Source organism: Protofrankia sp. Cj5, from assembly GCF_917627405.1.
Classification (GTDB): Bacteria; Actinomycetota; Actinomycetes; order Frankiales; family Frankiaceae; genus Protofrankia.
In genome coordinates, this window is sequence record NZ_CAKJTO010000003.1 from 15,271 (window position 1) to 40,195 (window position 24,925).

General features: G+C 68.0%; 18 protein-coding genes. 12 read left to right on the plus strand and 6 right to left on the minus strand.

Going from position 1 to position 24,925, the window contains the following annotated elements; genetic code table 11:
- Nucleotides 1–79 precede the first annotated feature (79 nt).
- Both MJ777_RS01540 and MJ777_RS01545 read left to right on the plus strand, forming a co-directional pair.
- On the plus strand, nt 80–3,025 hold the full coding sequence (locus MJ777_RS01540; RefSeq protein WP_239372601.1) for an ATP-binding cassette domain-containing protein: 2,946 nt from the start codon (nt 80–82) through the stop codon (nt 3,023–3,025).
- Between the two features lie 51 nt (nt 3,026–3,076).
- Nucleotides 3,077–3,784, plus strand: a complete 708-nt coding sequence (locus tag MJ777_RS01545; RefSeq protein WP_239346469.1) for an ABC transporter ATP-binding protein — start codon at nt 3,077–3,079, stop codon at nt 3,782–3,784.
- Between the two features lie 176 nt (nt 3,785–3,960).
- On the opposite strand, the gene MJ777_RS01550 is transcribed toward MJ777_RS01545, so the two are convergent.
- Nucleotides 3,961–5,028: an amidohydrolase family protein gene (locus MJ777_RS01550; protein ID WP_239308331.1), complete on the minus strand. Its 1,068-nt coding sequence runs from the start codon at nt 5,026–5,028 to the stop codon at nt 3,961–3,963.
- A gap of 205 nt (nt 5,029–5,233) precedes the next feature.
- On the opposite strand from MJ777_RS01550, the gene MJ777_RS01555 reads away from it, so the two are divergent.
- Together MJ777_RS01555 and MJ777_RS01560 are read left to right on the plus strand one after the other, a co-directional pair.
- Nucleotides 5,234–5,398 carry an SDR family NAD(P)-dependent oxidoreductase gene (locus tag MJ777_RS01555; RefSeq protein ID WP_239346467.1) on the plus strand — a complete coding sequence of 55 codons (165 nt, stop codon included), beginning with the start codon at nt 5,234–5,236 and terminating at the stop codon, nt 5,396–5,398.
- A gap of 146 nt (nt 5,399–5,544) precedes the next feature.
- On the plus strand, nt 5,545–5,706 hold the full coding sequence (locus MJ777_RS01560) for a hypothetical protein (protein ID WP_239372603.1): 162 nt from the start codon (nt 5,545–5,547) through the stop codon (nt 5,704–5,706).
- 471 nt (nt 5,707–6,177) lie between these two features.
- On the opposite strand, the gene MJ777_RS01565 is transcribed toward MJ777_RS01560, so the two are convergent.
- Nucleotides 6,178–7,395 (minus strand): acyl-CoA dehydrogenase family protein, encoded by a 1,218-nt coding sequence (locus tag MJ777_RS01565; protein WP_370652621.1) that lies wholly within the window; start codon nt 7,393–7,395, stop codon nt 6,178–6,180.
- 291 nt (nt 7,396–7,686) lie between these two features.
- Between MJ777_RS01565 and MJ777_RS01570 the strand changes: the two genes are divergently transcribed.
- Nucleotides 7,687–8,469, plus strand: a complete 783-nt coding sequence (locus MJ777_RS01570; RefSeq protein WP_239346464.1) for an SDR family NAD(P)-dependent oxidoreductase — start codon at nt 7,687–7,689, stop codon at nt 8,467–8,469.
- 143 nt (nt 8,470–8,612) lie between these two features.
- On the opposite strand, the gene MJ777_RS01575 is transcribed toward MJ777_RS01570, so the two are convergent.
- On the minus strand, nt 8,613–9,377 hold the full coding sequence (locus tag MJ777_RS01575) for an SDR family NAD(P)-dependent oxidoreductase (protein ID WP_239308327.1): 765 nt from the start codon (nt 9,375–9,377) through the stop codon (nt 8,613–8,615).
- 96 nt (nt 9,378–9,473) lie between these two features.
- A complete protein-coding gene (locus tag MJ777_RS01580) occupies nt 9,474–10,844 on the minus strand; it encodes a chloride channel protein (RefSeq protein WP_239308326.1) in 1,371 nt (456 codons plus the stop codon).
- A gap of 321 nt (nt 10,845–11,165) precedes the next feature.
- Between MJ777_RS01580 and MJ777_RS01585 the strand changes: the two genes are divergently transcribed.
- From MJ777_RS01585 to MJ777_RS01595, 3 genes are all read left to right on the plus strand, one after another.
- The gene (locus MJ777_RS01585) at nt 11,166–15,488 is read left to right on the plus strand and encodes an AAA domain-containing protein (protein WP_239372605.1); all 4,323 of its coding nucleotides are present in this window, start codon (nt 11,166–11,168) and stop codon (nt 15,486–15,488) included.
- Between the two features lie 700 nt (nt 15,489–16,188).
- On the plus strand, nt 16,189–18,345 hold the full coding sequence (locus MJ777_RS01590; RefSeq protein ID WP_239372607.1) for an MMPL family transporter: 2,157 nt from the start codon (nt 16,189–16,191) through the stop codon (nt 18,343–18,345).
- A 314-nt stretch (nt 18,346–18,659) separates the two neighbouring features.
- Complete coding sequence (locus MJ777_RS01595; protein ID WP_239308323.1) at nt 18,660–19,721, plus strand: hypothetical protein; 1,062 nt, start codon at nt 18,660–18,662, stop codon at nt 19,719–19,721.
- A gap of 68 nt (nt 19,722–19,789) precedes the next feature.
- On the opposite strand, the gene MJ777_RS01600 is transcribed toward MJ777_RS01595, so the two are convergent.
- On the minus strand, nt 19,790–20,761 hold the full coding sequence (locus tag MJ777_RS01600; protein ID WP_239308322.1) for a quinone oxidoreductase: 972 nt from the start codon (nt 20,759–20,761) through the stop codon (nt 19,790–19,792).
- A 330-nt stretch (nt 20,762–21,091) separates the two neighbouring features.
- Between MJ777_RS01600 and MJ777_RS01605 the strand changes: the two genes are divergently transcribed.
- Entirely contained in the window at nt 21,092–22,315 is a 1,224-nt protein-coding gene (locus MJ777_RS01605; RefSeq protein ID WP_239308321.1) for a cellulase family glycosylhydrolase, read from the plus strand.
- Nucleotides 22,316–22,412: 97 nt separating this feature from the next.
- On the opposite strand, the gene MJ777_RS01610 is transcribed toward MJ777_RS01605, so the two are convergent.
- Nucleotides 22,413–22,598, minus strand: a complete 186-nt coding sequence (locus tag MJ777_RS01610; protein ID WP_239308320.1) for a hypothetical protein — start codon at nt 22,596–22,598, stop codon at nt 22,413–22,415.
- A 120-nt stretch (nt 22,599–22,718) separates the two neighbouring features.
- Between MJ777_RS01610 and MJ777_RS01615 the strand changes: the two genes are divergently transcribed.
- From MJ777_RS01615 to MJ777_RS01625, 3 genes are all read left to right on the plus strand, one after another.
- Complete coding sequence (locus MJ777_RS01615) at nt 22,719–23,252, plus strand: GNAT family N-acetyltransferase (protein WP_239346454.1); 534 nt, start codon at nt 22,719–22,721, stop codon at nt 23,250–23,252.
- Nucleotides 23,253–23,305: 53 nt separating this feature from the next.
- The gene (locus MJ777_RS01620; protein ID WP_239308318.1) at nt 23,306–23,698 is read left to right on the plus strand and encodes a DUF2237 family protein; all 393 of its coding nucleotides are present in this window, start codon (nt 23,306–23,308) and stop codon (nt 23,696–23,698) included.
- A gap of 193 nt (nt 23,699–23,891) precedes the next feature.
- The gene (locus tag MJ777_RS01625; RefSeq protein WP_239372609.1) at nt 23,892–24,914 is read left to right on the plus strand and encodes a DUF2278 family protein; all 1,023 of its coding nucleotides are present in this window, start codon (nt 23,892–23,894) and stop codon (nt 24,912–24,914) included.
- Nucleotides 24,915–24,925 lie beyond the last annotated feature (11 nt).

Sequence of the window (24,925 nt, forward strand, 5' to 3'; positions counted from 1 at the left end):
GTTTCGGCACCCGGCCGCGGTTCCTCCCGCGGCCGGGTGCGCCGGCATACCCGCGTTCTCGGCAGAAAGGCTTTCCGACGTGGATTTCCTCCGCTTTGCCCTGCTGGGTCTTGGCACGGGCAGCTTGTACGCGCTGGCCGCGCTCGGGATCGTGCTGGTCTTCCGAGCCTCCGGAGTACTGAACTTCGCCAGCGGCGTGACGGGCGGTTTCGCCGCCTTCGTCTTCTATGACCTGCGCGACACCCATCATGTGAACTGGATCGCCGCGCTGGTGCTGAGTATCGCGTTCGGGGCGGCGCTGGGTGGTGCCACCCACCTGTTGGTCATGGTCCCGCTGCGCCGGGCCTCCGCGTTGGTCAAGCTCATCGCCACGCTCGGAGTCCTGCTGTTCCTCGAGGGCGTGGTGGTGCTTGTCTGGGGGTCCGCGCAGGAGCTGGTGAAGTCGATCCTGCCGACCAAGGCGGTCCACGTGACCGGCTCGTTGGTCATCGGTAAGGACCGTATCGTCCTCATCGGTCTTCTGATCGTGCTCGCGGCCGTCCTGTGGTTGATCTATTCCCGGACCCGGTTCGGTCTCGCGACCACGGCGGTGGCGGAGAACCGGCGCACGGCAGCGGCCTCCGGATGGTCGACATCCATGATTGAGCTGGTGAACTGGAGCGTCGGCGGCGCGCTGTACGCCACCGCCGCGATCTTCCTCGCGCCCATCACCGGACTGTCCGCGGGTGCACTCACCCTGCTTGTCGTTCCCGCGCTCGCGGCGGCGCTGGTCGGAGGCTTCTCGTCCTTCCTGCTCACGATCGGCGGCGCCATGCTGCTCGGTGTCGTGCAGGCGGAGGTCGGACGCTACCTCGCCGACGTCACCGGGCTCGCGGATTCCGTACCGTTCCTGTTGATTATCGTCATTCTCACTCTCGGTGGACGTGCCCGGCCCGCCCGCGGTGACCTTCCCGTGCGGTTGCCGTTGCCCGGTCCAGGACGGGTGAACCTGCCGCTGCTCATTCCGGCGATCGCCGCGGGTGCGTTGCTCGTCTGGACAGTGCCTACCGACTGGGTCGACTCGCTCGCCACGACCTTCATCGCGGCGGTGCTCGTGCTGTCCGTCGTCGTCGTCACCGGTTACGCTGGACAGCTCTCGCTCAGTCAGTGGGCGTTGGCCGGCTTCGGTGCCTGGGTCGCGGCCCGGCTGGTCGCCGCGTCGGGGTGGCCATTCTGGCTGGCGGCACTCGTCGGTGTTCTTGCCGCGATACCGGCCGGTCTCATTGTGGCGCTGCCCGCACTGCGTACCCGTGGGGTTAACCTCGCGGTCGCCACGCTCGGCCTGGCACTGGTGATCCAGAATATGATCTTGGGTAACGGTGAGCTTACCGGCGGGCTTGACGGGACCAATGTCGGGACGCCGTCCCTGTTCGGTGTCGACCTCGACCCGATCACCTACCCTCGGCGCTACGCGACTCTTGTCCTGATCATGTTGGTGTTGCTCGGTCTCCTCGTGGCCAATGTGCGGCGTGGCCGCACCGGTCGGCGGCTGCTGGCGATCCGCAGCAATGAGCGGGCTGCCGCGTCGATCGGCATCGGGGTCTACGGGGCCAAGCTCTACGCTTTCGGCCTGGCCGCCGCGATCGGCGCGATCGGCGGGATCCTCACCGGGTTCCGCAGCCCGACCGTGGTCTTCACTCAGTTCGACGTGTTCGGGTCCATCAACGTCGTCATGTATGCGGTGATTGGCGGTATTGGCTGGGCGTCGGGCAGCCTGGCCGGCGCCACCATGATTGCGGGCGGTGTCACGGCGAAGATCGTTGATTCGCTCGGTGACATCAGCGGCTGGCTGCCCCTCATCGCCGGTGGTGGCGTCATCCTGACACTTTTCCAGGCCCCGGACGGGATCGCCAAACTCAACTCCGATGGTTATCAGGCACTTGTCGCACGGCTGCGCGGCGGCGGATCGGCACCAGCGCCGGCTGTGGACGGTGCGGCGCCCGCTGGTACCACCGCGACCGGCGCGACCGCCGCTTCCGACGGAGCCGACGGAGCCGACGGCGCTGCCGCTGACAGTCCGGCCGCCAGCCGTCGCCGTGAGCCCGCGGTTCTTGAGGTGCGTAATCTCAGCGTCCGTTTCGGTGGGGTGCAGGCGCTCAGCGACGTCAACCTGCGCGTTGAGCCGGGCAAGGTGCTGGGGCTGATCGGCCCCAACGGCGCGGGCAAGACGACCTTGCTGGACATCGTCACCGGCTTCACCAAGCCGACGTCGGGTGAGGTGCTGCTCGACGGGAAGCCCATCGCCGGATGGTCGCCGGTACGGCGGGCACGGGCCGGGCTGGCCCGGTCCTTCCAGGCGGTCGAGCTGTTCCCGGACATGACGGTCCGGGAGAATCTGCTCGCCGCCGCGGACACCCAGGCGCCGGGGTACTACTTCACCGACATGATCCGTCCTGGGCGGCAGCGTCCGTCCGTCACCATGGAAGAGATCATCGAGGAGTTCGGGCTGACGGATCTGCTGGACAGCAAGCCCGCTGAGCTTCCGCATGGCCGGGCGCGGCTCGTCGGCGTGGCCCGGGCGCTGCTCGCTGATCCGAACGTGCTGTTCCTCGACGAGCCGGCCGCCGGTCTGGACTCCCATGAGAGCGCCGAGATCGGGACGGTCATCCGGGGGATCGCCGAGCGGCGCAACACCGCCGTTCTGCTGATCGAGCATGACATTCCGCTGGTCCTCGGTATCTGCGACCGCATCGCGGTGCTCGACTTCGGTCGGAAGATCGCCGAAGGGGCACCTGAGGAGATCCGGACCAATCCCGATGTGATCCGTGCCTATCTCGGGGAGGACAGCGACACCGCCGGCTCCACTGCCGAGCCGGCTGGTGAGTTGACCGCCGAGCCGACCGCCGAGCCGACCGCCGAGCCGACCGGGGAGCCGGCCGGGGAGCCGGCCGACGCGGCCCCGGCTGACTCCCGCAGGCCCGGTGAGCGGGCCGGGTCACCGAAACCGCATGCCGCCAAGAAGCTGATTCAGTCCGAAAAAGTATGACGCGAGAGTTTGATGATCGTGCCGCCCCGAGGGTCGGCTGAGGAGCACACGATGCCAGCGTTGATCGAAACGATAGGACTGTCGGCCGGCTACGGTTCGCTCGCGGTCGTGCGCGACCTCGACATACACGTGGAGCCGGGCGAGGTTGTCGCGCTGCTCGGCCCGAACGGCGCGGGCAAGACCACCACACTGCTCACGCTGTGTGGTGAGCTGCCTGTTCTCGGCGGGGAGGTCCGGGTGAACGGCCAGGTCACCAAGGCCCCGCTGCACCGGCGCGCACGGGCGGGCCTTGGCCTGGTCACCGAGGAGCGGTCGGTGTTCATGAGCCTGACCGTCGAGGAGAACCTGCGGGTCAGCGGGAGTGACCTGGCGCTCGCGTTCAACGTGTTCCCGGAGCTTGCCGAGTTCCGCGGACGGCGGGTCGGGCTGCTCTCCGGTGGCCAGCAGCAGATGCTGGCCCTGGCCCGAGCGCTGGGCCGTGGCCCGAGCCTGCTGTTGGCCGACGAGCTCTCGCTCGGGCTGGCACCGCTGGTTGTCACACGGCTGCTGCGTGCGGTCCGGCAGGCCGCGGACGGCGGTGTGGGCGTGCTCCTCGTCGAGCAGCACATCGCGAAGGCTCTTGAGTTCGCCGACCGGGCCTATGTGATGAGCCGCGGCCGGATCGCGCTCAGCGGTACCGCGCAGGACCTGCGCGGCCGCTTGGACGACATCGCGCAGTCCTATCTGTCCGGCGCGCCGTTGGCCCAGGCGCACGCCTGACCCCGCGGTCGCGGGCTGGCGCGGGCCGGCGTTGAACGTGGAGAAGCCCCGGAGGCGGTTGCGTCCGGGGCTTCTCCACGTTGCCGTTGCCGTTGCCGTGGCCGTGGCCTGGGCAGGCGGCCTGGCCATGTCCTGTGGTCAGGCCGCCTGTGCCGAGGTCCGGAAGGCCTCAGGCCTCAGGCCTCGACCCGGTCCGGCACGGTGAACAGCGTGCGGAAGGTGTCCAGGGTGATGGTGTGGCGTACCTCGTCCGGGACATCCTGGAACAGGTCGTGCAGCGTCTGCTGGGTGTGGCCGTAGGTACCCTCGAGGTGGGGGTAGTCGTCACCCCACATGACGTTGCGGTAACCCATGGCGGTGACCGCGGGAACAGCGCTCACATCGTGCTGGAAGGACGTGTAGACCTGCCGGTAGATCAGCTCGCTCGGCAGCACCGACAGCTTGGGCAGCGCCCAGTTGCCGTGCTGGCGGTAGCCCTCGTCCATCCGGTCGGCGAGCGCCGGCACCCATGACGCCCCACCTTCGGCAATCATGATCCGCAGGCGCGGGTGACGGTCGAGCACGCCCGCGCCGACCAGGTGGGTGACGACCCGCATGCCGGGGAAGGTCGTTTCCACGTAGTTGATGACAGCCGCTCCAGGACCGCGGAACGCCTTGGCGTCCGAGCCGGTACCGATGTGGAAGGCGATCAGGAGGTTTGCTTCCTCAGCCGCGGTCCAGACCGGCTCCCACAGCTCCTGGGCGTACTCCTGCCCGTCGGGGACGACGGTGGGCAGGAACACGCACTGGAACCCCATCCCGGCGACCCGCTCGATCTCGGCCACGGCGTCTTCGATGGAGGCCATCGACAGGAGCGCGGCGCCGACGATGCGAGGCGAGCCATCCATGATCTCTTCGCGGCACCAGTCGTTGTACGCCCGCACGGAGGCGGCGGCGAGTTCCCGATCGGTGATCAGGACGGTCCACAGGCCCATCGACGGGAATACGAGCTGCCCCCAGATGCCCTCGGCATCCATGTCCTGGAGGCGAAGCTTGAGGTCGTAGGCGCCCGGGGGACGGAACGAGTCCATGAAGTCGTTGAGCGCCCGTCGCTGGACCACGTTGTCGACGTAGATTGTTTCGTGCCGGTCGCCCCGTTCGGTGCGTGGAGCGCGGTCCGCCAGGTGCGCCGGCAGCCTTGACGTCCACAGGTCGACCGGCTCCAACAGGTGCGAATCTCCCGAGTTCGCCCAGATCTTGTCCATGCCCACTCCTTAGTTCCCGCCAGGGGCCAGCGGTGGCGCGATCGTGCCATCGCGCGCCGCCGGTGGCCCAGGTCTGCAGGTCTCCGGGTCGCCGTGTCCCGTCGGAGGAAGCGCCCTCCAGTGCCGGTTGACCGCTCTCGAAAGCCTCACTAATTTTTAAATTAGTGTTATTATTTTACGTCACGTCTGTCAAGCGGATGTTGTCATGGAACTCCGCGCATACCAGGGGCTGGTTGTGAACGGACGTTTCAGCGGGTGTGTGGCCATCGTCACCGGGTCGTCTCGGGGGATCGGGCGGGCGATCGCCTGGCGGTTGGTGACGGAGGGCGCCAGCGTCGTCCTCAACGCCCGTCATGAAAATGATCTATAGAATACCCGGGCGTAGTTCGCCGCCGCCGGGGTGAGCGTGGCCGCCGCCATCGCGGCCGCGGCCGAGCCGGATTCGGCCGCGGCCCTGGTCGCCGCGGCCACGCGGAAGTTCGGCCGGGTCGATAGTTCGGCCGGATCGATTACCTGGTGAACAACCTGGGGCTGAGCAGCTATCTGGGCCGCCCGCACCGTGCTGATCGGGACAGCTTCGCCCGCGATGTCGTCGGCAACTCCTGGATCGCCATCAGCATCCGCAAGCTCGTTTCGTACGCGGCCGTGTACACCGCGGGTAAGAGCGCCCGGCAATAGGGGTGCGGGTCAAGGAGCGGGGCTGGGGTGCGTGCATCGCGAGGCGGCGGAGACAGCCACCGGAGGTGCTGGGTGGCGACTGACGAGCCGGGGTACCCGTGCATCGCGCGGCGATGGACGGGGAGCGATGATGCGAGCGTGCCCCAACCCCGCGACGCCGCGTCCCCTGTTGCCGGAGCGCTCTAAGAGCGTGTTTGAGATCGTCATTCCGGCTCACCGCGCCCAAGTGCCCCTGGCCGCGTTGTCGGCCAAACCGATACAACTCATCCGGTATCGCTTCGGCCTTCCGCCTTGCCAGGGGGCGCCTGGACGCGGCTCACTGATCGAAAGCCCGATCTCAAACACGCTCTAAAAGGTTGATGTCGAACGGCCAGTATCGAAACGTCGACATCGGATATCGACGTTTCGATAGTGGGGGCATGGCGGCCGGTATGTGTGTCGATTGTGCCGGCTGGTCGCTGTTTCGCCCGGTCAGGAGCGGCGGACCGCGGTCCAGGGCAGGTTCTTGTCGACTCGGATGTCCCCGGGCAGCCCCAATACCCGCTCGCCGAGGGTGGTCCGCAGGATTTCCGACGTGCCACCCTCGATCGTGTTGGCACGGGCCCGCAGGAAGGCACGGACCGGGCCGCCCTGCTCGGCGGCGTCCTGAATGTCGAACTCACGAGTGTCGTACGAGTCGTAGAGCATGCCGGCCGCGCCGAGCAGGTCGACGCACAGCTCTGTCGCCCGCTTGTTCAGCTGTGTTGTGGCGAGCTTCGCGACGGAGCCCTGCGGGCCCGTCCCGCCGCGCTCGCGGTCGGTGTCGGCGCGCAGGACGGTGAGCCGGGTGACCTCGACCTGTATCCACAGGTCGAGCAGCCGGTCGCGCAGCACCCGCGCCTGCGCCGAGGAGGTGTCCGCACGCTCCCGCCACAGCCCGATCGCCGCGTCGACCGCGGGCCGCGCGGAGAGCCCGTCGCTGAGCATGTAGCGCTCGTTGTTGAGCGTGGTCAGCGCCACCCCCCAGCCCTGCCCGACCCCGCCGATGCGCTGCGCGTCCGGCAGCCGGACGTCGGTGAGGTAGACCTCGTTGAACTCGGCGTCGCCAGTCAGCTGCCGCAACGGCCGGATTTCGACGCCCGGGGCTGTCATGTCGCACAGGAAGAAGGTCAGGCCGCGGTGCTTGACGACTGACGGGTCGGTACGGACGAGGAGCATCCCCCATCGGGCGACGTGGCCCCAGGATGTCCACACCTTCTGCCCGTTGATCACCCATTCGTCGCCGTCGCGGACGGCGACGGTGGCCAGCGACGCCAGATCCGAGCCCGCGTTGGGCTCACTGAACAGCTGGCACCACACCTCTTCGCCGGTGAACAGTGGACGCAGGTAGCGCTGTTGTTGCTCGTCGGTGCCGTGCGCCAGGACCGTCGGCCCGCCCATCCCGTATCCCAGCGGGTTGCGGAAGAAACCGCTGGGGGCGCCAGCGGCGGTGAGCCGCCCGGTGATGTGCTTCTGTAGCCCGACGCCCAGGTCGAGGCCGCCGCGGCCGACCGGGAAGGAGACCCAGGCCAGGCCCGCGTCGTACTGCGCGCCCAGGAACTCCGCTGGTGGCGTGGACGCGGGCGGGTGCTCGGCGAGCAGACGGTCGATGGCCTCGTCGACCGTCTTGAGGGAGGAGGCCTCCGCTGTCTGCGGCGTCATCGGCGTAATCCCCTTCAGCAGGACGTCACGGTCCTCGGTGCGATCCGTTGGCCGCCTCGGTCGGACGGTCCGTAATCATCATATCAGTATGATTTTATAGATGAATCGGTCCCGAAGCGCCAGGCCGGCCTGGCGTGGGCGCCGGGCACCGGGCACCCGGCCGGGCCTGGTCGGGTCAGGTCAGGCCGATGGCGCCGGGCGCTCTAAATCATCTATATGTTTTGTGCTATCCCGTGACACAGGTGCTCTGCCAGCCGTGGCCGCGAAGGCCTCGGCGCGGGCGTTCTCGATGGAGGTCGGATGGCCCGGGTGGACGGCCAGCTCGCTGGTTTGCTGGTGGGCAAGGTCGCGATCGTGACCGGCGCGGGCCAGGGCGTCGGGCGCGGTATCGCGCACGCGCTGGCCAAGGAGGGCGCGGCTGTCGCGGTCGGCGGGCGGACACTGACGAAGGTCGAGCGCACCGCCGCCGAGATCATCGAGGCTGGCGGCCGGGCGCTGGCAGCCGGCTGCGACGTGGCCGACCAGGGGCAGGTCGAGGCGCTGGTGGCCGCGGCCGTCGAGGCATACGGCACCGTCGACATTCTGGTCAACAACGCGCAGACCGTTGTCCCGCCCAAGCCGCTGGGGGAGACGACACCCGAGGACCTGGCGGTCTGCTACAGCAGCGGGACCCTGGGTACCTTCCACGCGATGCGGGCCTGTTTTCCCCACCTGTCCGCGCACGGTGGGCGGATCATCAACCTCGCGTCGTCGACCGGCGTCGAGGGCGATCCTGGTTTCGCCTCGTACGTGATGGCCAAGGAGGCGATCCGCGGCCTGACGAAGGTGGCGGCGCGTGAGTGGGGCCAGTATGGCATCACCGTCAACGTGATCTGCCCGTTCGGGGACTCACCTGCCGCCACCGCCTTCCGCGACGCGGCGCCGAAGCGTTTCGAGGCCGTGCTCAGGAAGGTGCCCCTCGGCCGGATGGGCGACTGCGAGCACGACATCGGCGGCGCCGTCGTCGCCCTGGCTGGCCCCGGGATGAGCTACGTGACCGGGGCGACTCTCATGGTCGACGGCGGCCGCTGCGTCCTGCGCTAGGTCGCCCGGCTGTATCCCGCTCTGTGCCCGGAAAGGTCAGCGATTGGTTGTCGTTGGGCACGCCGATCCGGCCGAAAACCGCACACAACGACACGCATGCACCGATCATGGACGGTGCGCCGACCTGTCGAGGCCACGCTGGGTCAGGTGCGCATGTAGGCGCCGCCGGACACGTTGATGATCTCGCCGGTGAGGTGGCGGGCGCGGTCGGAGGCGACGAAGGCCACCATCTCGGCGATCTCGTCCGCGGTCGTGAGGTCCGCGAGCACCCCGAGAGCACCGGGAATGTCCTTCAGCTCGGGATGGTCGTCGACGAACTTGGTTCCCCGTACCAGGCCCATCGAGACCGACACCGCGCGGATGCCGTGCGGGCCGCCCTCGTGCGCACAACTGCGGGTGAGCACGTTGAGGCCGCCCTTGGTGATCGCGTACGGCGACTCGATGCCGTTGCCGCCGACGTCCGGGGCATAGCTGCCGATGTTGACGATGACACCGCCACCGGCGTCGCGCATCGCCGGCATGGTCACCCGGCACAGGTACCAGGCGCCCGTCAGGTTCACCCGCAGGACGTGGTCCCAGGCGGCCGGGTCGTAGTCGAAAATGCTGCCGAGTACGTTCACGGCGGCGTTGTTGACCAGGATCTGCACCGGGCCGAGGGTGCCCGCCACCTCGGCGACGACTGTGTCGATCTGGTCGCGGTCACCGGCGTCCATCGGATACCCGACCACGGTGGTGCCCGGGTGGTCGGCGGCGATCGCGGCGGTGACCGCGTGGGTCCGCCGTTCGTGGATGTCGGTGACGACGACCCGGGCACCACCGGCGGCTAGCCGCCTGGCCGTCGCCTGGCCGATGCCCTTCCCGGCCGCGGCCGTCACCAGGGCGACCCGTCCGCCGAACTCCGATGCCATGAGCGCCTCCGATGCTCGGGTCGTACCGCCCATCTTGTACCTGAAGTGATAGATAAGATAACTGATTTTTTCCTCGATGGCCGGGCCGCACCGGACTCACCTGGCCGGTGGCGGAGTGAGCCTGACAGCGGTCACGTACGCCACCACCACGGCCACGATCACCAGGGGCATGACCGTGAGACCGTCCTTCAGCAGCAGCAGGGTGGCCAGCAGCACCGAGGTCATCGGCAGTGTGAGCAGCACCGCGCTCATCGCCCCGATGCCCATCGCCGCCCCGGCGACGAGGGGCAGGCCGGGCAGGTGGGACATGGCGATCCCGCCTACGGCTCCCAGGAACATCGCCGGGAAGATGGGCCCACCCCGGAAGCTGCTCATCGACGCGCTGTAGGCGAGTCCCTTGCAGGCGAGCAGCAGCAGGAGCGCTCCCAGCGAGTAGCCGCTGCCGTTGACGATGAGCGGGCCCAGCGCGTCCTGGCCGGAGAACAGCACCTCGGACGTGTCCTTGCCGCTGCCCTCGGCGTACGCGATCGCGAGACCCGCGATGGCCAGGCCGACCAGCGGCGTGGCCACCAGCGCATGCCGTTCGACCGGGGAACGCAGCAGCCGGGCCAGTGGCCGGATCGCCGATCCGACCAGTGCCGCGGCAAGACCGATGACCAGCGCCCACCCGAACTCGGCCACGGTCGGCTGCCCCACCGGGGGGAGGTTGGGAATCGCCAGTGACAAGGTTCCGAAGCCGGTCCAGGAGTTCAGACCGATGAAGATCAGACTGCCGACCCCGGCGGCCACCAGGCCGGGCAGCAGCACCAGCTCGAGGGCCGCCCCGGCCAGCCCAACCGCCTCCATCAGGAGGAACGCGGCGATGAGGGGCGAACCCAACAGGGTGCTGATCGCGGCGAACCCGCCAGCCGCGGCCACCACCGCGCCGACCTGCGCGGGCGGGTCGCGCCTGGCCAGGCGTACGGCACACAGTGCGAGGCCGCCGCCGATTGCGATCAGTGGCCCTTCGGGCCCGAGTACCACGCCGAAGCCCAAGGTCGCGAGCGCTGTGATCACGATACCCGGGAGCTCGGCCGGTGCGGGCGCGCCATGCACGGTGAAACCGTCAGCTGGTGACACACCGCCTCGCCCGGGCAGATATCGGATGGTAAGCGCGACCAGGATGCCCGCGAGGGCGAGCACAGGCAGCGGCCACCACAGCGGCTCCTCATGAAAGCCCAGGGCGGTGGGAAGGTCCGTGAAGATCCATCCCTGCATGTCGGCGACCAGTTTGAGGAAGCCATACGCCACGGCCGAGACCGGTGCTCCGAGGATCGCGGCAAGCGCCAGCAGCCCGAGGTAACGCCGGTCTCGCAGCGGTGCCAGCGGATCTGGTGCCAGCGGATCGTCCGGCGACGGCCCGGTCGCCGTCGCTTTGTTGCGGACGCTGACCTTCTGGTCGGTGCTGCCGCGCCGAACGGTCCTCATCGTCGAACATCTCCGGGTTGCCGGCCGCGCGCGGCTCGAGGGGAGCGGCGGCAGGGACCCCCTGGTGCGTCAACGGCGAGTGATGAGATCACACCCGATTGCTTGTTCCCTGGAGCGGTGCCCGACAACCGCCCAGCAGACACGCCCAGCGCAGCGGGTGCGTCCGCGGCTGGCCGCGGCGGACGGCCAGCCGCCAGCGGCAGCCTCGGCTCGTGGTGACGAGCCAGGATGAGCTGTCGTCCGGAACTGTCGGACACATCCGGTACAACATTCTGTTGTCAGAAGATTGATTGACGGAAAGAGCTGATCACGGGGGATGTCGTGAGCACGCGTCAGGGCGAGGCCAAAGCACGGTCGCTGCACCTGCTGGACTACCTGGCGGCTCTGTCGGAGTCGTCGGCGGCGCCGAAGCGGCGCGTGAGCGAGTATGAGCCGCCGCTGATTCGTCCGGTCGACATCCCGGTGCGGCACGGTGTGCTGCTGGGCCCCGCTCCGGGCCAGCCGGCGTGGCTGGCGGTCCCGAAGACGGTGGAGCCGGACGCACCGGTGCTCACGCAGCGGCTGGCTCGTCACGTGTCGTCCGCGACGGTCAGCCTGTCCGGGCCGCCGCTGCTGCCCCTCGACTTCGACACGTCCGCGGCCGAGCGGGGCGAGGACCCGGAGGAGGTCCGGGCTGAGCTGGCGCGGTGGGTCGTCGAGCACTGGCAGCCGTGGGCGGAGCGGGCCATGCCGGCACGGGCCGCTCGAAGGCTCTATCAACACCTGTACGACCTGCGGTTGCGGCTACAGCGGGACAACGCCAGGTACGAGCTGGTGTGGGGCCACGGCGTGCTGTCGTGGTTGCCGGCAGGGGAGGCCGTCAACCATCCGCTGCTCCTCACCCCCGTGACCATCGAGATGGACGCGGACACCGGGGTTCTGTCGGTCCAGCCGGACGGGCTGCCCGCGCTGGAGACCGACCCTCTGCTGGGGCTCGCGGCGGTGGAGGAGCTGGCGGCATTGCGGGAGCGGGTACGGGTGATCCCGCCGGATCCGTGGTCTGATGACGGCCTGGCCGATCTGTATGCGCAGATTGTCGCGCCGCTCGGCCTTGACGCGCGGGTCGCGCCCGGTCCCGAGGTGCCCGCCCCGGCCGCGGCGGCGGTGCTGGCCGACACGTGGGTCCTGTTCGTCCGGCCACGTCCGACGCTGTATCGCCGTTTCTACACGGAGCTGCGCCAGGTTCTCGCGGAGAGCGACCTCCTCGCCGAGGCGTTTGCCTCGATCATGGCGGACGACGGCCACAGCGCGGCGGCCAGCTCCGGCGCGGGCATGGGCGACGACGGCTGGGCGGCGGTCGGGCAACGCCTGCTCATGCCGTTACCCGCGAATGACGATCAGCAGCGTATCGCCGTCCGGCTCGCGCGGTCCCGGGGCGTCACCGTACAGGGCCCGCCCGGTACGGGCAAGAGCCACACGATCGCGAACCTTGTCAGCCATCTGGTTGCCCACGGTAAGCGGGTGCTGGTCACCGCGTACAACGAGCAGGCCCTTGGGGTGCTTCGCGACAAGATACCCGCGGAGCTGCGTGACCTGTCGATCGCGGTGCTCGGCTCCAGCCAGGCCGCGCTCGGTGAGCTCCGTGCCTCCGTCCAGACCATCATGGACGCGGTCTCCAGCATCGAACCGGACGCCGAGGCCCTTGCGCTTGAGGCGCTCGCTCGCGATCTTGACGCGGCCCGCGCTCGCGAGCGGAACCTCGAGCTGCGCCTGGTGGATCTGCTCCGCGACGAGGCCGCCGAGTTCGAGCTCCCCGAAGGGCCCGCCAAGGCCGCGCAGGTGAGCGCCTGGCTGGCCCGTCACGAGGCGGAATGGGACCGCATCCCAGACAGGCTGGCCGCTGGCCGCCGGCCGCCGCTGACGCTCGGCGAGTTCACCGATCTGGTCCGCCTTGCGGGCATGGTGAACGTGGCGGACGCGGCTGCCGCCCACAGCCTGCTGCCGGACCTGACAGTGATCCCGTCCACCGGGGATCTCCGCGAGCGGCACCGTGTCCTCGACCTCCTCCGCGACGAACTCGCCGAGCTGGAAGAGCGGGGAGTGGTGCTGCCAGCCGTTGACGCTCTTGGTGGACCGGCGCTTGAGGTCCTCGCCGGTGACGCCCAGCAGGCGGTTGCTCGCATCGCCGAGCTGGATGCGCCATGGCTTGTCACCGTCCGCGGTCAGGTCGCCCAGTCCGCGGCGCTGGCCGGGTTCTGGGCGGAGCAGGCCGAGGCGCTTGCCGAATGCGCTGGCACACTCGTTGACACGCGGCGCCGGATGGCCGGCAGGGAGATCGTCATCCCGGCTGGTGACCCCCGGTCGCAGGAGGATTTCCTCGACGATCTTGCGTCCCGCTTCGCCGCGGGCCGGGGCATTCCACGCCTCGGCGGCAAGGGGCTGAAGACGTTTCACAGCGCCGTCCGGGTCGATGGCTTTGAGCTGCGGACCGAAGCCGAGGTCGACGCCGTCCGGGCGGTGATCCGCGAGCGGGCCACCAGGGCGACGGCGGGCCGCCGGTATGCCGAGCTGGTCGAGCAGCTGAACGCGCCGCCGTTGGACGCCAGCACACCGGCTTTCCTCCCCTCGCTTGAAACAGCGGTCGGCCTGCTGCGCGGCGCGATCGCCTGGGAGGCCACGGCCATGCCCGCGTTGGTCGTCCGGCTGCGTGCGGTGCTTCCGCGGACCCCGGCGCGGCCGACCGCCGCCGAGCTGCGCGAGATCGGCACCGTGCTCACGGCTGCCGCGAAGCGTGGCGACGAACGGGCTCAGACAGCGCGGCTCGACGAGCTCCGCGCGGCTCTCGCGTCCGGGCGGCGGCGGCCGGACGCGAGCCCGCTGTGGGACGCGCTGTCCGACGCGCTGGCCCGGCGTGACTTCGCCGCATGGCAGACGGCCCGCGAGGAGATCGCCCGGCTCACCGGGCTGCGGCCCGTCCTAGCCCGCCGTGACGAGCTGGCCGGGCGTCTCGCCGCTGTCGCCCCGGTCTGGGCCAGCCGTGTCATCAGCTCCGGTGGAGACACCGCCGTCTGCGGCCAGCCGCGGGGCCTTGCGCGGCTCTGGCAGTGGCGGCAGGCCCAGACCTGGTTGGAGAGCCTGCTCGGCCGGGGCGACGCCACGCTGTTGCAGCGCCAGATCGCCGCCACCGCGGCCGACGTGCGCCGGCTCATCCTGGAGCTGGCCGCCCGCGGGGCCCGGCTCGGCGTGCGGCGCAGCCTGCTTGAAGATCAACGGCGTGCGCTCATCGCCTGGCTCCAGGCCCTCGCGAGGATCGGAAAGGGCACTGGCAGATTCGCCGGTAAATGGGAGGCGGACGCGCGGGCCGAGCTGCCGGCGGCGATGGGCGCCGTCCCGATCTGGATCATGCCGATTCATCGGGTGCTGCAGAGCTTCGACCCTCGCCGCACCGCGCTGTTCGACGTTGTCATCGTCGACGAGGCCAGCCAGTGCGGCGTGTTGTCCCTGGGGGTCCTCGCGCTCGGTCACAAGGCTATCGTCGTGGGCGACGACAAGCAGATCAGTCCGATGGCGGTGGGCGTCGACCGGGACCGCGTCTTCGAGCTGATCGAGTCACACCTGGCCGGCATGCCGCAGCGGTCCCTGCTCGATGTGGAAGCCAGCCTCTACGACACCGCGACCCGCGTGTTCGGGGAAGTGGTGCTCTTGCGTGAACATTTCCGGTGCGTGCCGGACATCATCGAGTTCTCCAACCGGTTCTACGACGGCAAGATCCTGCCGCTGCGGGAGGCTGTCGATCGCGGCATCGGTCCCGCGGTCCGGCCGGTCCGGGTGGTGGCCGGAGCCCGCACCCGCGGCCAGTACGGTGACGTCAACGAACCCGAGGCGCTCGCGCTCGTCCAGCAGGTCCTCGACTGCCATGACGATCCCGCGTACGACGGGATGACCTTCGGGGTCGTCACCCTGCTGGGCAGCGGGCAGGGGCGCCTGATCGAGCAGACGCTGGTGGGCAAACTCGGTGCCGAGGAGTACGAGCGTCGGCGGATCCGGGTCGGCGACCCGTACAACTTCCAGGGCGACGAGCGGGATGTCGTCTTCCTCTCGGTCGTCGCCGACGACAACCGCTCCGCCGCGACCCGCAAGGCCGACCAGCAGCGCATCAACGTCGCGGCGAGCCGCGCCCGCGACCAGTTGTGGGTTTTCCACACCGTCGATCACGCTGTGCTGCATCCCGACGATGTTCGTGGGCAGCTGCTCGCCTACGCATATGGAGTCAACACACCGCAGGCGCGAACCGCAGCTCTCGCGGAACGGTGCGAGAGCGACTTCGAGCGCGCCGTGCTGCGGGAACTCCTGCGCCGTGACTACCAGGTGTCCCCACAGCATCACGTTGGTCATTTTCGCATCGACCTGGTGGTGGAGGGAGCCCATGACCGGCTCGCGGTCGAGTGTGACGGCGACCGCTTCCACGGTCCGGAGCAGTGGGAGACCGACCTGCGGCGCCAGCGGGTACTCGAACGGCAGGGCTGGAAGTTCTGGCGGGTCCGGGGTTCGGCGTATTTTCGTGATCCGGTCGCCGCGCTCGCGTCACTGTGGGAGCGGCTCGACGAGTTGGGTATCCGTCCCGGGCATAGCCCCGGTGCCGGTGCCGGTGGCCTGGGCTTTTAGGGCGTACTTCTCGAAAGCCGGCTGTCCGGCTCCCTGGTCGAACGACGCTTTCCGAAACACGCCGTAACACGATGGCGAAGGACGCCCAATCACGGCTTTTGCCGTGGTCGCGGCGCCCGACACCGACGACGCCCTCGCCGGACGCGGCGTACGCCGTGCCCGCCGGTTACCGGGCGGTGTTCCTGCCGGCGCCCCCACCGTCAGGACGCGACTGCGACAACGAGGTCTGGGAACCGCTGGGGATGGCCGGGGCGAGCCGGAATGACGATCTCAAACACGCTCTGAGAAAAGAGGCCGGGCGGGACCCTGGCGGGTGGACATGCCGGCGGCGAAACGCCGGCCGGGGGTGCGGCGGGACCGTAGCCTACGGTGGCAGACTCGCCTGAACACAGAACGCGGAATAAGAGCGCCCGACAATAGGGGTGTGGATCAAGGAGCGGGACTGGGGTGCGTGCATCGCGAGGCGGCGGAGGGAGCCACCCTGGCGTTGGGTGTCGACCGACGACAACGCGGCGAGGTGCGTGCTCCAGCCCCGCGACGCCGCGCCCCTATTGCCGGTCGCTCTAAACAGCGCCCAGGGGAGCACCGCAAGCCGGACATTTGTTTTCTTGTCGTGCCAGGCGCATCGATCGTGATATGCGGCGCCAGGCGACTGGACGGGGGAATTGTGGGGGACGGCCGGTCTGGGCGTGTTGAAAGAATGATCGGTGGGTTTGCCGGTTTCGTCGCACGCCGCCGGCTGCTGTTCGCCGGGGCCTGGCTCGTGCTCTTCCTTGTCGCCGTCCCGTTCGCCGCGATGCAGACCGGTCGCCTTTCCGGTAGCGGCTGGGACGTGCCCGGTAGTTCGGCGGCGCTGGCAAGAGAAAAACTGAAGGAACTCCCCGGCCGAGCGGGTGAATCGCTTGCCGTATTTGTCCAGGGCCCGAGCGGCGCTGCTGTCGACGCCAGGCTGGCGGCGGTCGGCGTTGAGCTCAGCCGCTATCCTGGGCTGCTTTCCGGCGGTCCCGTCCAGCGTTTTGACGATGGACGTGCCGCACTTGTCCCCATGCGTGCCGTCGACCAGAAAAGAATCTTTGACTTCGCGGCGGGCCTGCGCCGGGCGCTGGTTTCCGATCGTGCGGGTGTGTCGACGCGCGTGGTTGGCGAGGCCGCAATGTGGTCGAACTTCCAGGAAATCTCCAAAAAACAGGCGGTAAGGGCGGAGACGGTGAGTTTCCCGCTCGTTTTGCTCATCCTTTTTGCCGCGTTCGGCACGCTGGTGGCCGCCTTGACCCCGATAGCGCTGGGCCTGGTCGCCGTTGCCGTGACCGGTGCCGTGATCTACCTTCTCGCCGGTGCGTTCGAGATCTCGGTCTACGTGACCAACATCGCGTCGATGCTGGGGATCGGGGTCGCTGTCGACTACTCCCTGTTCGTGGTTGCCAGCTACCGTGGCCGGCTCCGCGAGGGCGCCGAACGCGGCGAGGCACTGCGCGGCGCGTTCGCGAGTGCGGGCACGGCGGTCGTGTACTCCGGTGCGACCGTTATCGTCTCGCTGCTCAGCCTTTTGCTCGTCAACGTGAACGCGATCCGTTCCATGGCGGTTGGGGCGATCATTGTTGTCGCTGCCGCGCTGCTTGCCACGACCACGCTGCTGCCCGCGCTGCTCACCCTGGCTGGGCCCTGGATTGAACGGCCGCGGATCCGGATACCGCCACGGCGGGTCGGCAGGAGCCCGGTGCGGCGGCCAGGAGCACACCGGCCAGCGGCGCATCGGATGGCGGATGGCGCTGGTCGCTTCTGGGCCGGCTGGACCAATACGATTATGCGTCGGCCCGTCGCCTTCCTCAGCGCCGGAGCCGCGGTCCTGCTCATCGCGGCAAGCCCATTGCTGGGTATCCACACCCGTAACGGAGCGCTCGAGCAGCTTCCTCCTGGCGCGGAGGTCCGGCTGGCCACGGAGCGGCTTGCGGAGCTGGCTGGCCCGGGTGCGCTGGGAACGATGGAACTCGTTGTTTCAAGCGAGGCCGCGGCTGACCGGATCGCCGCCGACGTCCGCGCATTGGACGGGGTCACCGCCGTGACGCCGCCGATGGCTTTCGCCGGGAACTATCTCGTCGAAGTGGTCCCCGCCGCCGATCCCGAGTCCGACCAGGCCCGTGCGCTGCTCGGCACGGTGCGTGCCATCAGCGGCCGGGACGCCGATATCGCTGGTACGACCTCGTTCGAAGCCGCCATGGACCGGGCCATCTTCGGGGACCTCTGGAAAATTATTGTCTTTATTCTGGTTTTCTCCTATCTCATCCTGATCGTCTTGTTCCGCAGTGTGCTGCTGCCGCTCAAGGCGGTCGTGATGAATATTCTCTCGGTTGGCGCGGCCTACGGCGTCCTTGTTGTGATCTTTCAGTGGGGCTGGCTGGGCTGGACCGGCTTCTCCGCACCCGGCTACATCGACTCGATCGTGCCCGTCCTGCTTCTTGCCATTGTTTTCGGCCTGTCGATGGACTATGAGGTGTTTCTCCTCACTCGTATCCGTGAACGGTATCTCGCGGGAGCGGACAATGCCAGCGCCGTTGGCCACGGGTTGGCCGCCAGCGCCCGGACGATCACTGTTGCCGCGCTTATCATGGTCACTGTTTTCGGTTCGTTCGCCTTTGCCGGGGGCACCGCGCCCAGGGAGCTCGGTGTCGGCCTCGCCACTGCTATCCTGGTCGACGCGACCATTGTCCGCCTCATCGTGGTCCCCGCGATGATGAAGCTGCTCGGCGACTGGAACTGGTGGTTTCCGGTACGAAAGAAGCCGGCTGCCGTGTCCGTACCGGTGGGCCGGACGCCCACGGAACGGGCGGATGTCGACAGCGCTGTGGCCGGGCAGTAGCCTGACCAACAAAAATATCACGCGGGCTCGTCGACCGAAGTTCGGCGTACGAGCGTCTGGAGTCTGCTGTCATCGCACGTGCGAAGTGCCCCCTCGATCTGGTGGACGGAAGCGTGGAGAATTCCCGTTCTCCCACAGCGGCATTTCCGCGTTCGCACCGGCCGCCAGACAGGCATATACGACGGTGTATGCGGGCTGCGAGCGGCTGGGAACAGAGGGTGAACAAGCCGCCGCCACACCCCATGGATCGTGATCGTTGACGGTGGTGCCATACTGCTCCGGTCCCCATGGTGATCGTGCTAAGGATTGCGGGCGTGCTCGCCGGTGTGGTGGTCATCCTCGCCACAGTGCTTTCGGCGGTGCGCACGACTGTGCTGCCCCGAGGGGTTCCCTCCCGGCTGAGCCGGTTCGTTTTCGTGCTGGTGCGGTGGGCGTTTCAGGTTAGGGTGGGCCGTGCCCCCACGTACGACCTGCGTGACCGGGTGTACGCCAACTATGGCCCGTTCGCCCTGTTGTTCCTGCTGCAGTCCTGGTTGCTGCTGGTCTACGGGGGCTTTGTCCTCGCCCAGTGGGCCGCGGAGCCGGCCCGTGGCCTCGGTGACGCGCTCGTTATGTCCGGCTCCTCGTTGCTCACGCTGGGATTCGACGTGCCGCGAGGAGGGCTGTCGATCGCGCTCGCCTTCGTCGAAGCCTCGATCGGCCTCCTGTTGGTTACCTTGTTGATTTCGTATCTGCCGGTGATCTACGCTGCTTTCAGCCGGCGAGAGGCTGCGGTCGCGAAGCTGGAGGTTCGGGCCGGTAGCCCTCCCACCTGCCTCGACCTGCTCACCCGCGCCTGGCGGCTTGAGCGGTTCGACCGGTTGACCACGACCTGGGGCGAGATGGAGACGTGGTTCGTCGACATCGAGGAGAGCCACACGTCATTCGCGGCGCTGGTGTTCTTCCGCTCGCCACAGCCCGAGCACTCCTGGATCACCGCCGCTGGCGCGGTACTCGACTCCGCGGCCCTGCTGGCCGCGGTGCTGGACGTACCCCGAGACGTCGAAGCGGAACTGTGCATCCGGTCCGGCTACCTGGCGCTGCGTCGCATCGCCGATTTCTTCCAGATTCCCTATCCGGCCGATCCGCGGCCGGGAGACCCGATCAGCATCTCCCGGGACGAGTGGGAGACGGTTGTCGACGGCCTCGCCTCCGCTGGCCTGCCCGTCCGGGCCGATCGGGAGCAGGCATGGCGGGACTGGGCCGGCTGGCGAGTGAACTACGACCGCCCGTTGATCGCCCTCGGCATGCTCGCGCAGGCGCCCTACGCTCCCTGGTCCACCGACCGTTCCCTCGCCGATTTCAGGTCACCGCCGATGTTCCTGCGCAAACAGTAGATCATGTTCGCTCTCCGGCAGCTACCGGATGAGTGGCATCGGTGTAGCCGAGAACCGCGAAACACGTCCTAACGCGGTAGCAGGAGCAGCTTGCCGGTCGTGCGTCTGGCGGCGAGGTCGTCATGTGCCTGGGCGGCGTCGTCGAGTGGATAGGTACCGCCGATACGGACCTCAAGTCGGCCCTGCCGGATCCAGGTGAACAGATCATTGGCGCGGCGCAGCAGCTCGGCACGGCTGGCGATGTGGTGGACAAGTGTCGGGCGGGTGACGAACAACGATCCGCCACCGGCCAGGCGCTGCAGCTCGAGCGGCGGAACCGGCCCGCTGGCCGCGCCGTAGAGGACCAGGTAGCCGCGCGGCCGCAGCGCGGTCAGGCTTTCGTCGAAGGTTGCCCGGCCGACGCCGTCGTACACGACCGCCGCGCCGGCGCCGTCGGTGATCTCTCGTACCGCGGTGGCGAAGTCCTCGTAGTCGATGACGTGGTCGGCTCCGGCCCGCCGGGCGAGCTCGGCCTTGTCAGCTGTGGAGGTGGTGGCGATGGCCGTCCCACCGCGCATCTTGACCAGCTGGGTGAGCAGGAGGCCCACCCCGCCGGCCGCGGCGTGCACGACCACGGGGTCCCCGGCCGCGATCGGGTAGGTGCTGTTGGCCAGATAGTGGGCGGTCAGGCCCTGCAACATCACGGCTGCCGCCACTCGTGGCCGCACCCCGTCCGGGATGGGGACGGCCCGGTCGGCGGGGATGGCGACCTGCTCGGCGTAACTGCCCGCCACGCCCGTCCACGCGACCTTGTCGCCCGCGGCGAAGGCGGTGACACCCGGACCGGCGGCCACCACGGTGCCCGCGCCTTCGACGCCCGGTACGTAGGGCAGACCGACGGCGTAGGGCGGATTGCCCTGCCGCTGGTAGATGTCCATGAAGTTGACGCCGGCAGCCTCGACGTCGACGACGAGGCTGCCGGGAGCGGCCTGCGGTGCCGCCAGGTCAGTCACCGTGAGCACATCCGGTCCGCCGTGCTGTTTCACAACGACTGCGCGCATGACCACATCCTCTTCTGAAGTCTCGGGTGGCACACCGGTAGGTCAGGCCACACCGATGGCCACACCGATGGCCACACCGATGGCTGAACCGATGACTGAGGCCCGCCGCCGACGGTTGTGAAAATGCATTCGCACGATTTGGCCAATTTATGCACAACTGTGTGGACCGATCGTTCTGTGGTTGACATTATTACCGAGGGTTGACGGAGGGGCCGCCTGGGTAGCTGCGCGCCGTCCGGGAGGAAGAGTCGCCCAACTGTTGCAGTATGTTGCGCAGAGCGCATGACCTACTGCTTATCGTAATGGCCCCGACAATGATCGGAAGACGGCATGTCCAACACAGCGCACTACGGTCATTTCCGGCCGAGACCGGCGTATCTGCCGGTGCTCCTGTTCGCACTGTTGTTCGCGGCCGTCGGCTGCCAGTCCCCGGTGACCCAGGTGGGCCAGCCGAGCGGCTCGCCGACCGCCACGTCCACGGCAGGGCAGGGCGCTGCGAACGGCGGTACTCAGCCGTCGGCATCATCGACCGCCACGGGGACGGCGACCGCGGCCCCGACCGCTGTCCCCGCTCCCACGGTCAGCACGACGCCTGTGGCGTCATCGTCGGCAGGCGGCTCGGCAGGGGTGGCCGGGGCACGTGGCCGGGTGCAGGTACGGAACAACACCGTGGTGACCGACCAGGGGACTCTGCTGCGGGCGGGCACGTTGTGGTACTTGAACTACTCGTCCGGTGCCTCACAGGTCCTGTGGGCGCGTGAGGCCGCCACCGGCGAAGCCTTCTGGGCGACCCTGACAGCGAACAACCTCAACGGCGTGCGTGTCGCCGTCGCCTACAACGAGGCGTCGGACTCGCCGACGATGGCCCAGATAACCTCTTATCTGGACAAGATCATCGAAAAGGCTGATGCCCACGGGATGTATGTCATGATTGACTATCATTCCGCGCTGGCCGCCGATGCTGATCAGCAGTACACGATCGCACGGCTGCGGGAGTTCTGGAGTGTGATCGCGCCACGCTACGCGAATCGGACGAATGTGCTCTACGAGTTGTACAACGAGCCGGTGACCTGGCGGCCCGCGGATTACACGGCACAGAACATCGCCGACCAGAAGGAGATCTACCGGCTGATACGGGCGAAGGCCCCGGAAACCCACATAATCATTCTGTCCTTCGCGGTGCCGGCCAACTACGGGGGCGATTCGGCTCCGACGATGCTCAGCATCGCCAGCCAGTTCGACGGGGTCGTTGACTGGTCGAAGACGTCGGTCGGCTTCCATGCCTACTGGGAGACCAGCTCGCAGCCGTGGGTCAGGCTGAAAGCCTCTTACCCGGTCATCTCCACCGAGTTCATGGGGCCGGCCGGAACCGTGGCCGAGGCGACGTCGTTCGACGGCTCCCGCTGGACGACCGAGGTGTTCGAGCGGCAGGGGATCTCGTGGGTCGGTTGGAACATCACTGACACCCAGAACGACATCAACACGATATTGCCTGACCTCCGGCGGGACGCCACGGGCAAGGGCTACTGGTGGCAGGCCGACCACGGGGCATGAGAATCTGATCGAACACTGAGCGAACATCGCTATGGTGTGAGCACGCCCGGTTGGAGTCCACGTATCCCGTGTGGATCCCAGCCGGGCGTTTTGCTGATCAGGCCGCGAGGGCCTCGGCCCCGGCATCGCGGGTCGGCGCGTCGACACTTGGGGTCAAGTGGCCAGCCGCGTCCGTGAAGGTGATTGTGCAGGTCAACGTGCGGGCGCCGGCCTGCCAGCTCTCGGCACGGATGTAAAGCCAGCCCACCCGCATTGTCGAGGTCGGCAGCCTCCCCCGAGTCACTCCACGCGCATACGACGGCGCACTCTACCCGTACGACACGTTGCGAATCAGTGGAAGATGGATGAAGCAGAAGGTCGAGGGGCACACTCCCATGGTTGTCTTTGCGAGAGGATCGGGAATATGACAGTGGTGACCACCGCTCATACCGCCGATCTGGACGCCGCCACTCTCAAAGCGGCGCGAGTTCTCCTCGACGGTGTCTTCGCGGGAGAGATGACCGACCACGACTGGGAGCACGCGCTGGGTGGCATCCACGCGCTGGTGTGGGAGGGCGTTGATCTGATCGGGCACGCGTCCCTCATTCAGCGGCGACTGCTGCACGGCGGCCGGGCGTTGCGTACAGGTTATGTCGAGGGCGTCGGAGTACGCGCGGACCGGCGCGGTCGCGGACACGGCGCGGCCATGATGGGGGTGCTGGAGCGGGTGGTACGCGGCGCGTACGACATGGGCGCGCTGGGCGCCGTCGACGGGGCGGCGGACTTCTACGCGGCCCGGGGTTGGCAGCGGTGGCAGGGGCCGACGTCGATGCTTACCCCCAGCGGCATCGTGCGCACCGTGGCGGAGGACGGTGGTATCCACGTCCTCGCGTTGACTGTTCCGTTGGATTTGTCCGGTGACCTGATCTGTGACTGGCGCGATGGTGATGTCTGGTAGTTCGGCCGGTGGAACCGCCCACCGGCGGCATCGGGGGATGGGAGACTGTGATCGTGGCCGATGAAGAAAACGTACTCGGCGGAAAATTGGAGGCCTGCGGTACTGATCCGGTGACCGGTTTCTTCCGCGACGGATGCTGCAGCACCGGTCCTGAAGATCTTGGTAGTCACACGGTGTGCGCAGTTGTCACTGCGGAGTTCCTGCATCATCAACGGCAGGTCGGGAACGATCTCACAACACCCCGACCTGAATATCATTTTCCCGGGCTGCACCCGGGGGACAGCTGGTGTGTGGTTGCGGCACGGTGGTTGCAGGCCTGTGAGGCCGGCGTCGCGGCGCCCGTTGTTCTGGCCGCCACGCACGCACGCGCCCTGGAGGTCGTTCCGCTTGAGGTGCTCAGGAGATACGCGGTGGACGTACCTGCCGATCCACGTTCGCTTGCCTGAATCTCAGGCTATACCACATTCTCAACTATTAGAAGCGGGAATGAAGATGTCTGCCGGCACCGGGTGGGTTTCTGGTGCTGGCGTGTCACGGTCGCGCATCCGACAACTGACTCGTTCATAGCTGTTATCATTCTAGAGTGCTCTGCGTTCGCAGAGTTCTTCCGCTGCCGCGGAGAGATTGTGGGGGGTTTTGATGTCGCTGTCGGATTACGGTGTTCTTGTCGGCCGGATCGCCGACCGGAAACGGGAGGGAGGGAAGGGCAGTCCGCATTACCAGATCCATGTCCGGGGTGGCGGCGTGGACTTCCGGGTAGCGGTGAACGTCCTTTCCGCGCTGCCGCCGTCAGAGCTCCTGTATGTCGCGGACGAGGATTTTCAGCACCCGATGCTGGCCGAGCTGGAATCGGCGTCGGAAGGGTTCACCACGCTGCCGGGCAAGCCGGCTGGCGTGGCACTCGACTTCATCCGCGGGAATCTGTTCGATCGGCTGGCGATGCGTACCCTGCCGCCGGATCTCGCGGGTCCGGACAACGACCTTGCCGACAAGCTCGATCACTACGTGCTGCGGGCAAGCCGTGACCCGAACAGCAGGCTCTACGCCTTCGGGCAACGATGGGGCCCGGAACCGGGGGTGCCGGACAAGGTGTTCGGCTTCTCCCCGGGTAATGGCGTCCATGACGTCCATATGAATCAGGGCAACAGCGGTCGGTTCACGCGTGACGACGGAGTGTGGCAGGACGGTGCGCTTCTTATTCATTTTCCCGCTGTCCGACAATGGGTTGCGATCTTCCTTGCTTTCCAATCCCAGACATGGCATACCGACGACACCACCGGCCACGCCCTCCCACGGATCACCCCTCCCGTGCCTGGGCGGCCCACGCCCGGCGCACCCGATCATCTGCTCCGCATTGTCGCCGCGCTGGTCAACCCTGTCGGGCCGGCGCCTGAAGCTGAAACGGTCACCATTGTCAACACCGGGACACAGCCAGTGGACCTTACCGGCTGGTCGATCGCGGACCGGGACGCCCACCGTTTCCAGATCATCGACGGCGTGCTCCCGGCCGGGGAAACCCGGCGGATACCGCTCGCGCCGCCGGCAGCGCTCGGTAACCGTGGTGGCATCATCACTCTGCTCGACCGCGGCGGCCTGAAAGTCGACGGTGTCTCCTACACCGCTGCGGACGTCACCGAGGAAGGGCGCACCATCGTTTTCTAAGAGCGACCGGC

What these genes read in the sequence shown, in the direction of transcription:
- MJ777_RS01545 (WP_239346469.1), top strand. Translation starts at nt 3,077, where the DNA reads ATGCCAGCGTTGATCGAAACGATAGGACTGTCGGCCGGCTACGGTTCG.
- MJ777_RS01550 (WP_239308331.1), bottom strand. Translation starts at nt 5,028, where the DNA reads ATGGACAAGATCTGGGCGAACTCGGGAGATTCGCACCTGTTGGAGCCG.
- MJ777_RS01555 (WP_239346467.1), top strand. Translation starts at nt 5,234, where the DNA reads ATGGAACTCCGCGCATACCAGGGGCTGGTTGTGAACGGACGTTTCAGC.
- MJ777_RS01570 (WP_239346464.1), top strand. Translation starts at nt 7,687, where the DNA reads ATGGCCCGGGTGGACGGCCAGCTCGCTGGTTTGCTGGTGGGCAAGGTC.
- MJ777_RS01575 (WP_239308327.1), bottom strand. Translation starts at nt 9,377, where the DNA reads ATGGCATCGGAGTTCGGCGGACGGGTCGCCCTGGTGACGGCCGCGGCC.
- MJ777_RS01580 (WP_239308326.1), bottom strand. Translation starts at nt 10,844, where the DNA reads ATGAGGACCGTTCGGCGCGGCAGCACCGACCAGAAGGTCAGCGTCCGC.
- MJ777_RS01590 (WP_239372607.1), top strand. Translation starts at nt 16,189, where the DNA reads ATGATCGGTGGGTTTGCCGGTTTCGTCGCACGCCGCCGGCTGCTGTTC.
- MJ777_RS01600 (WP_239308322.1), bottom strand. Translation starts at nt 20,761, where the DNA reads ATGCGCGCAGTCGTTGTGAAACAGCACGGCGGACCGGATGTGCTCACG.
- MJ777_RS01605 (WP_239308321.1), top strand. Translation starts at nt 21,092, where the DNA reads ATGTCCAACACAGCGCACTACGGTCATTTCCGGCCGAGACCGGCGTAT.
- MJ777_RS01615 (WP_239346454.1), top strand. Translation starts at nt 22,719, where the DNA reads ATGACAGTGGTGACCACCGCTCATACCGCCGATCTGGACGCCGCCACT.
- MJ777_RS01625 (WP_239372609.1), top strand. Translation starts at nt 23,892, where the DNA reads ATGTCGCTGTCGGATTACGGTGTTCTTGTCGGCCGGATCGCCGACCGG.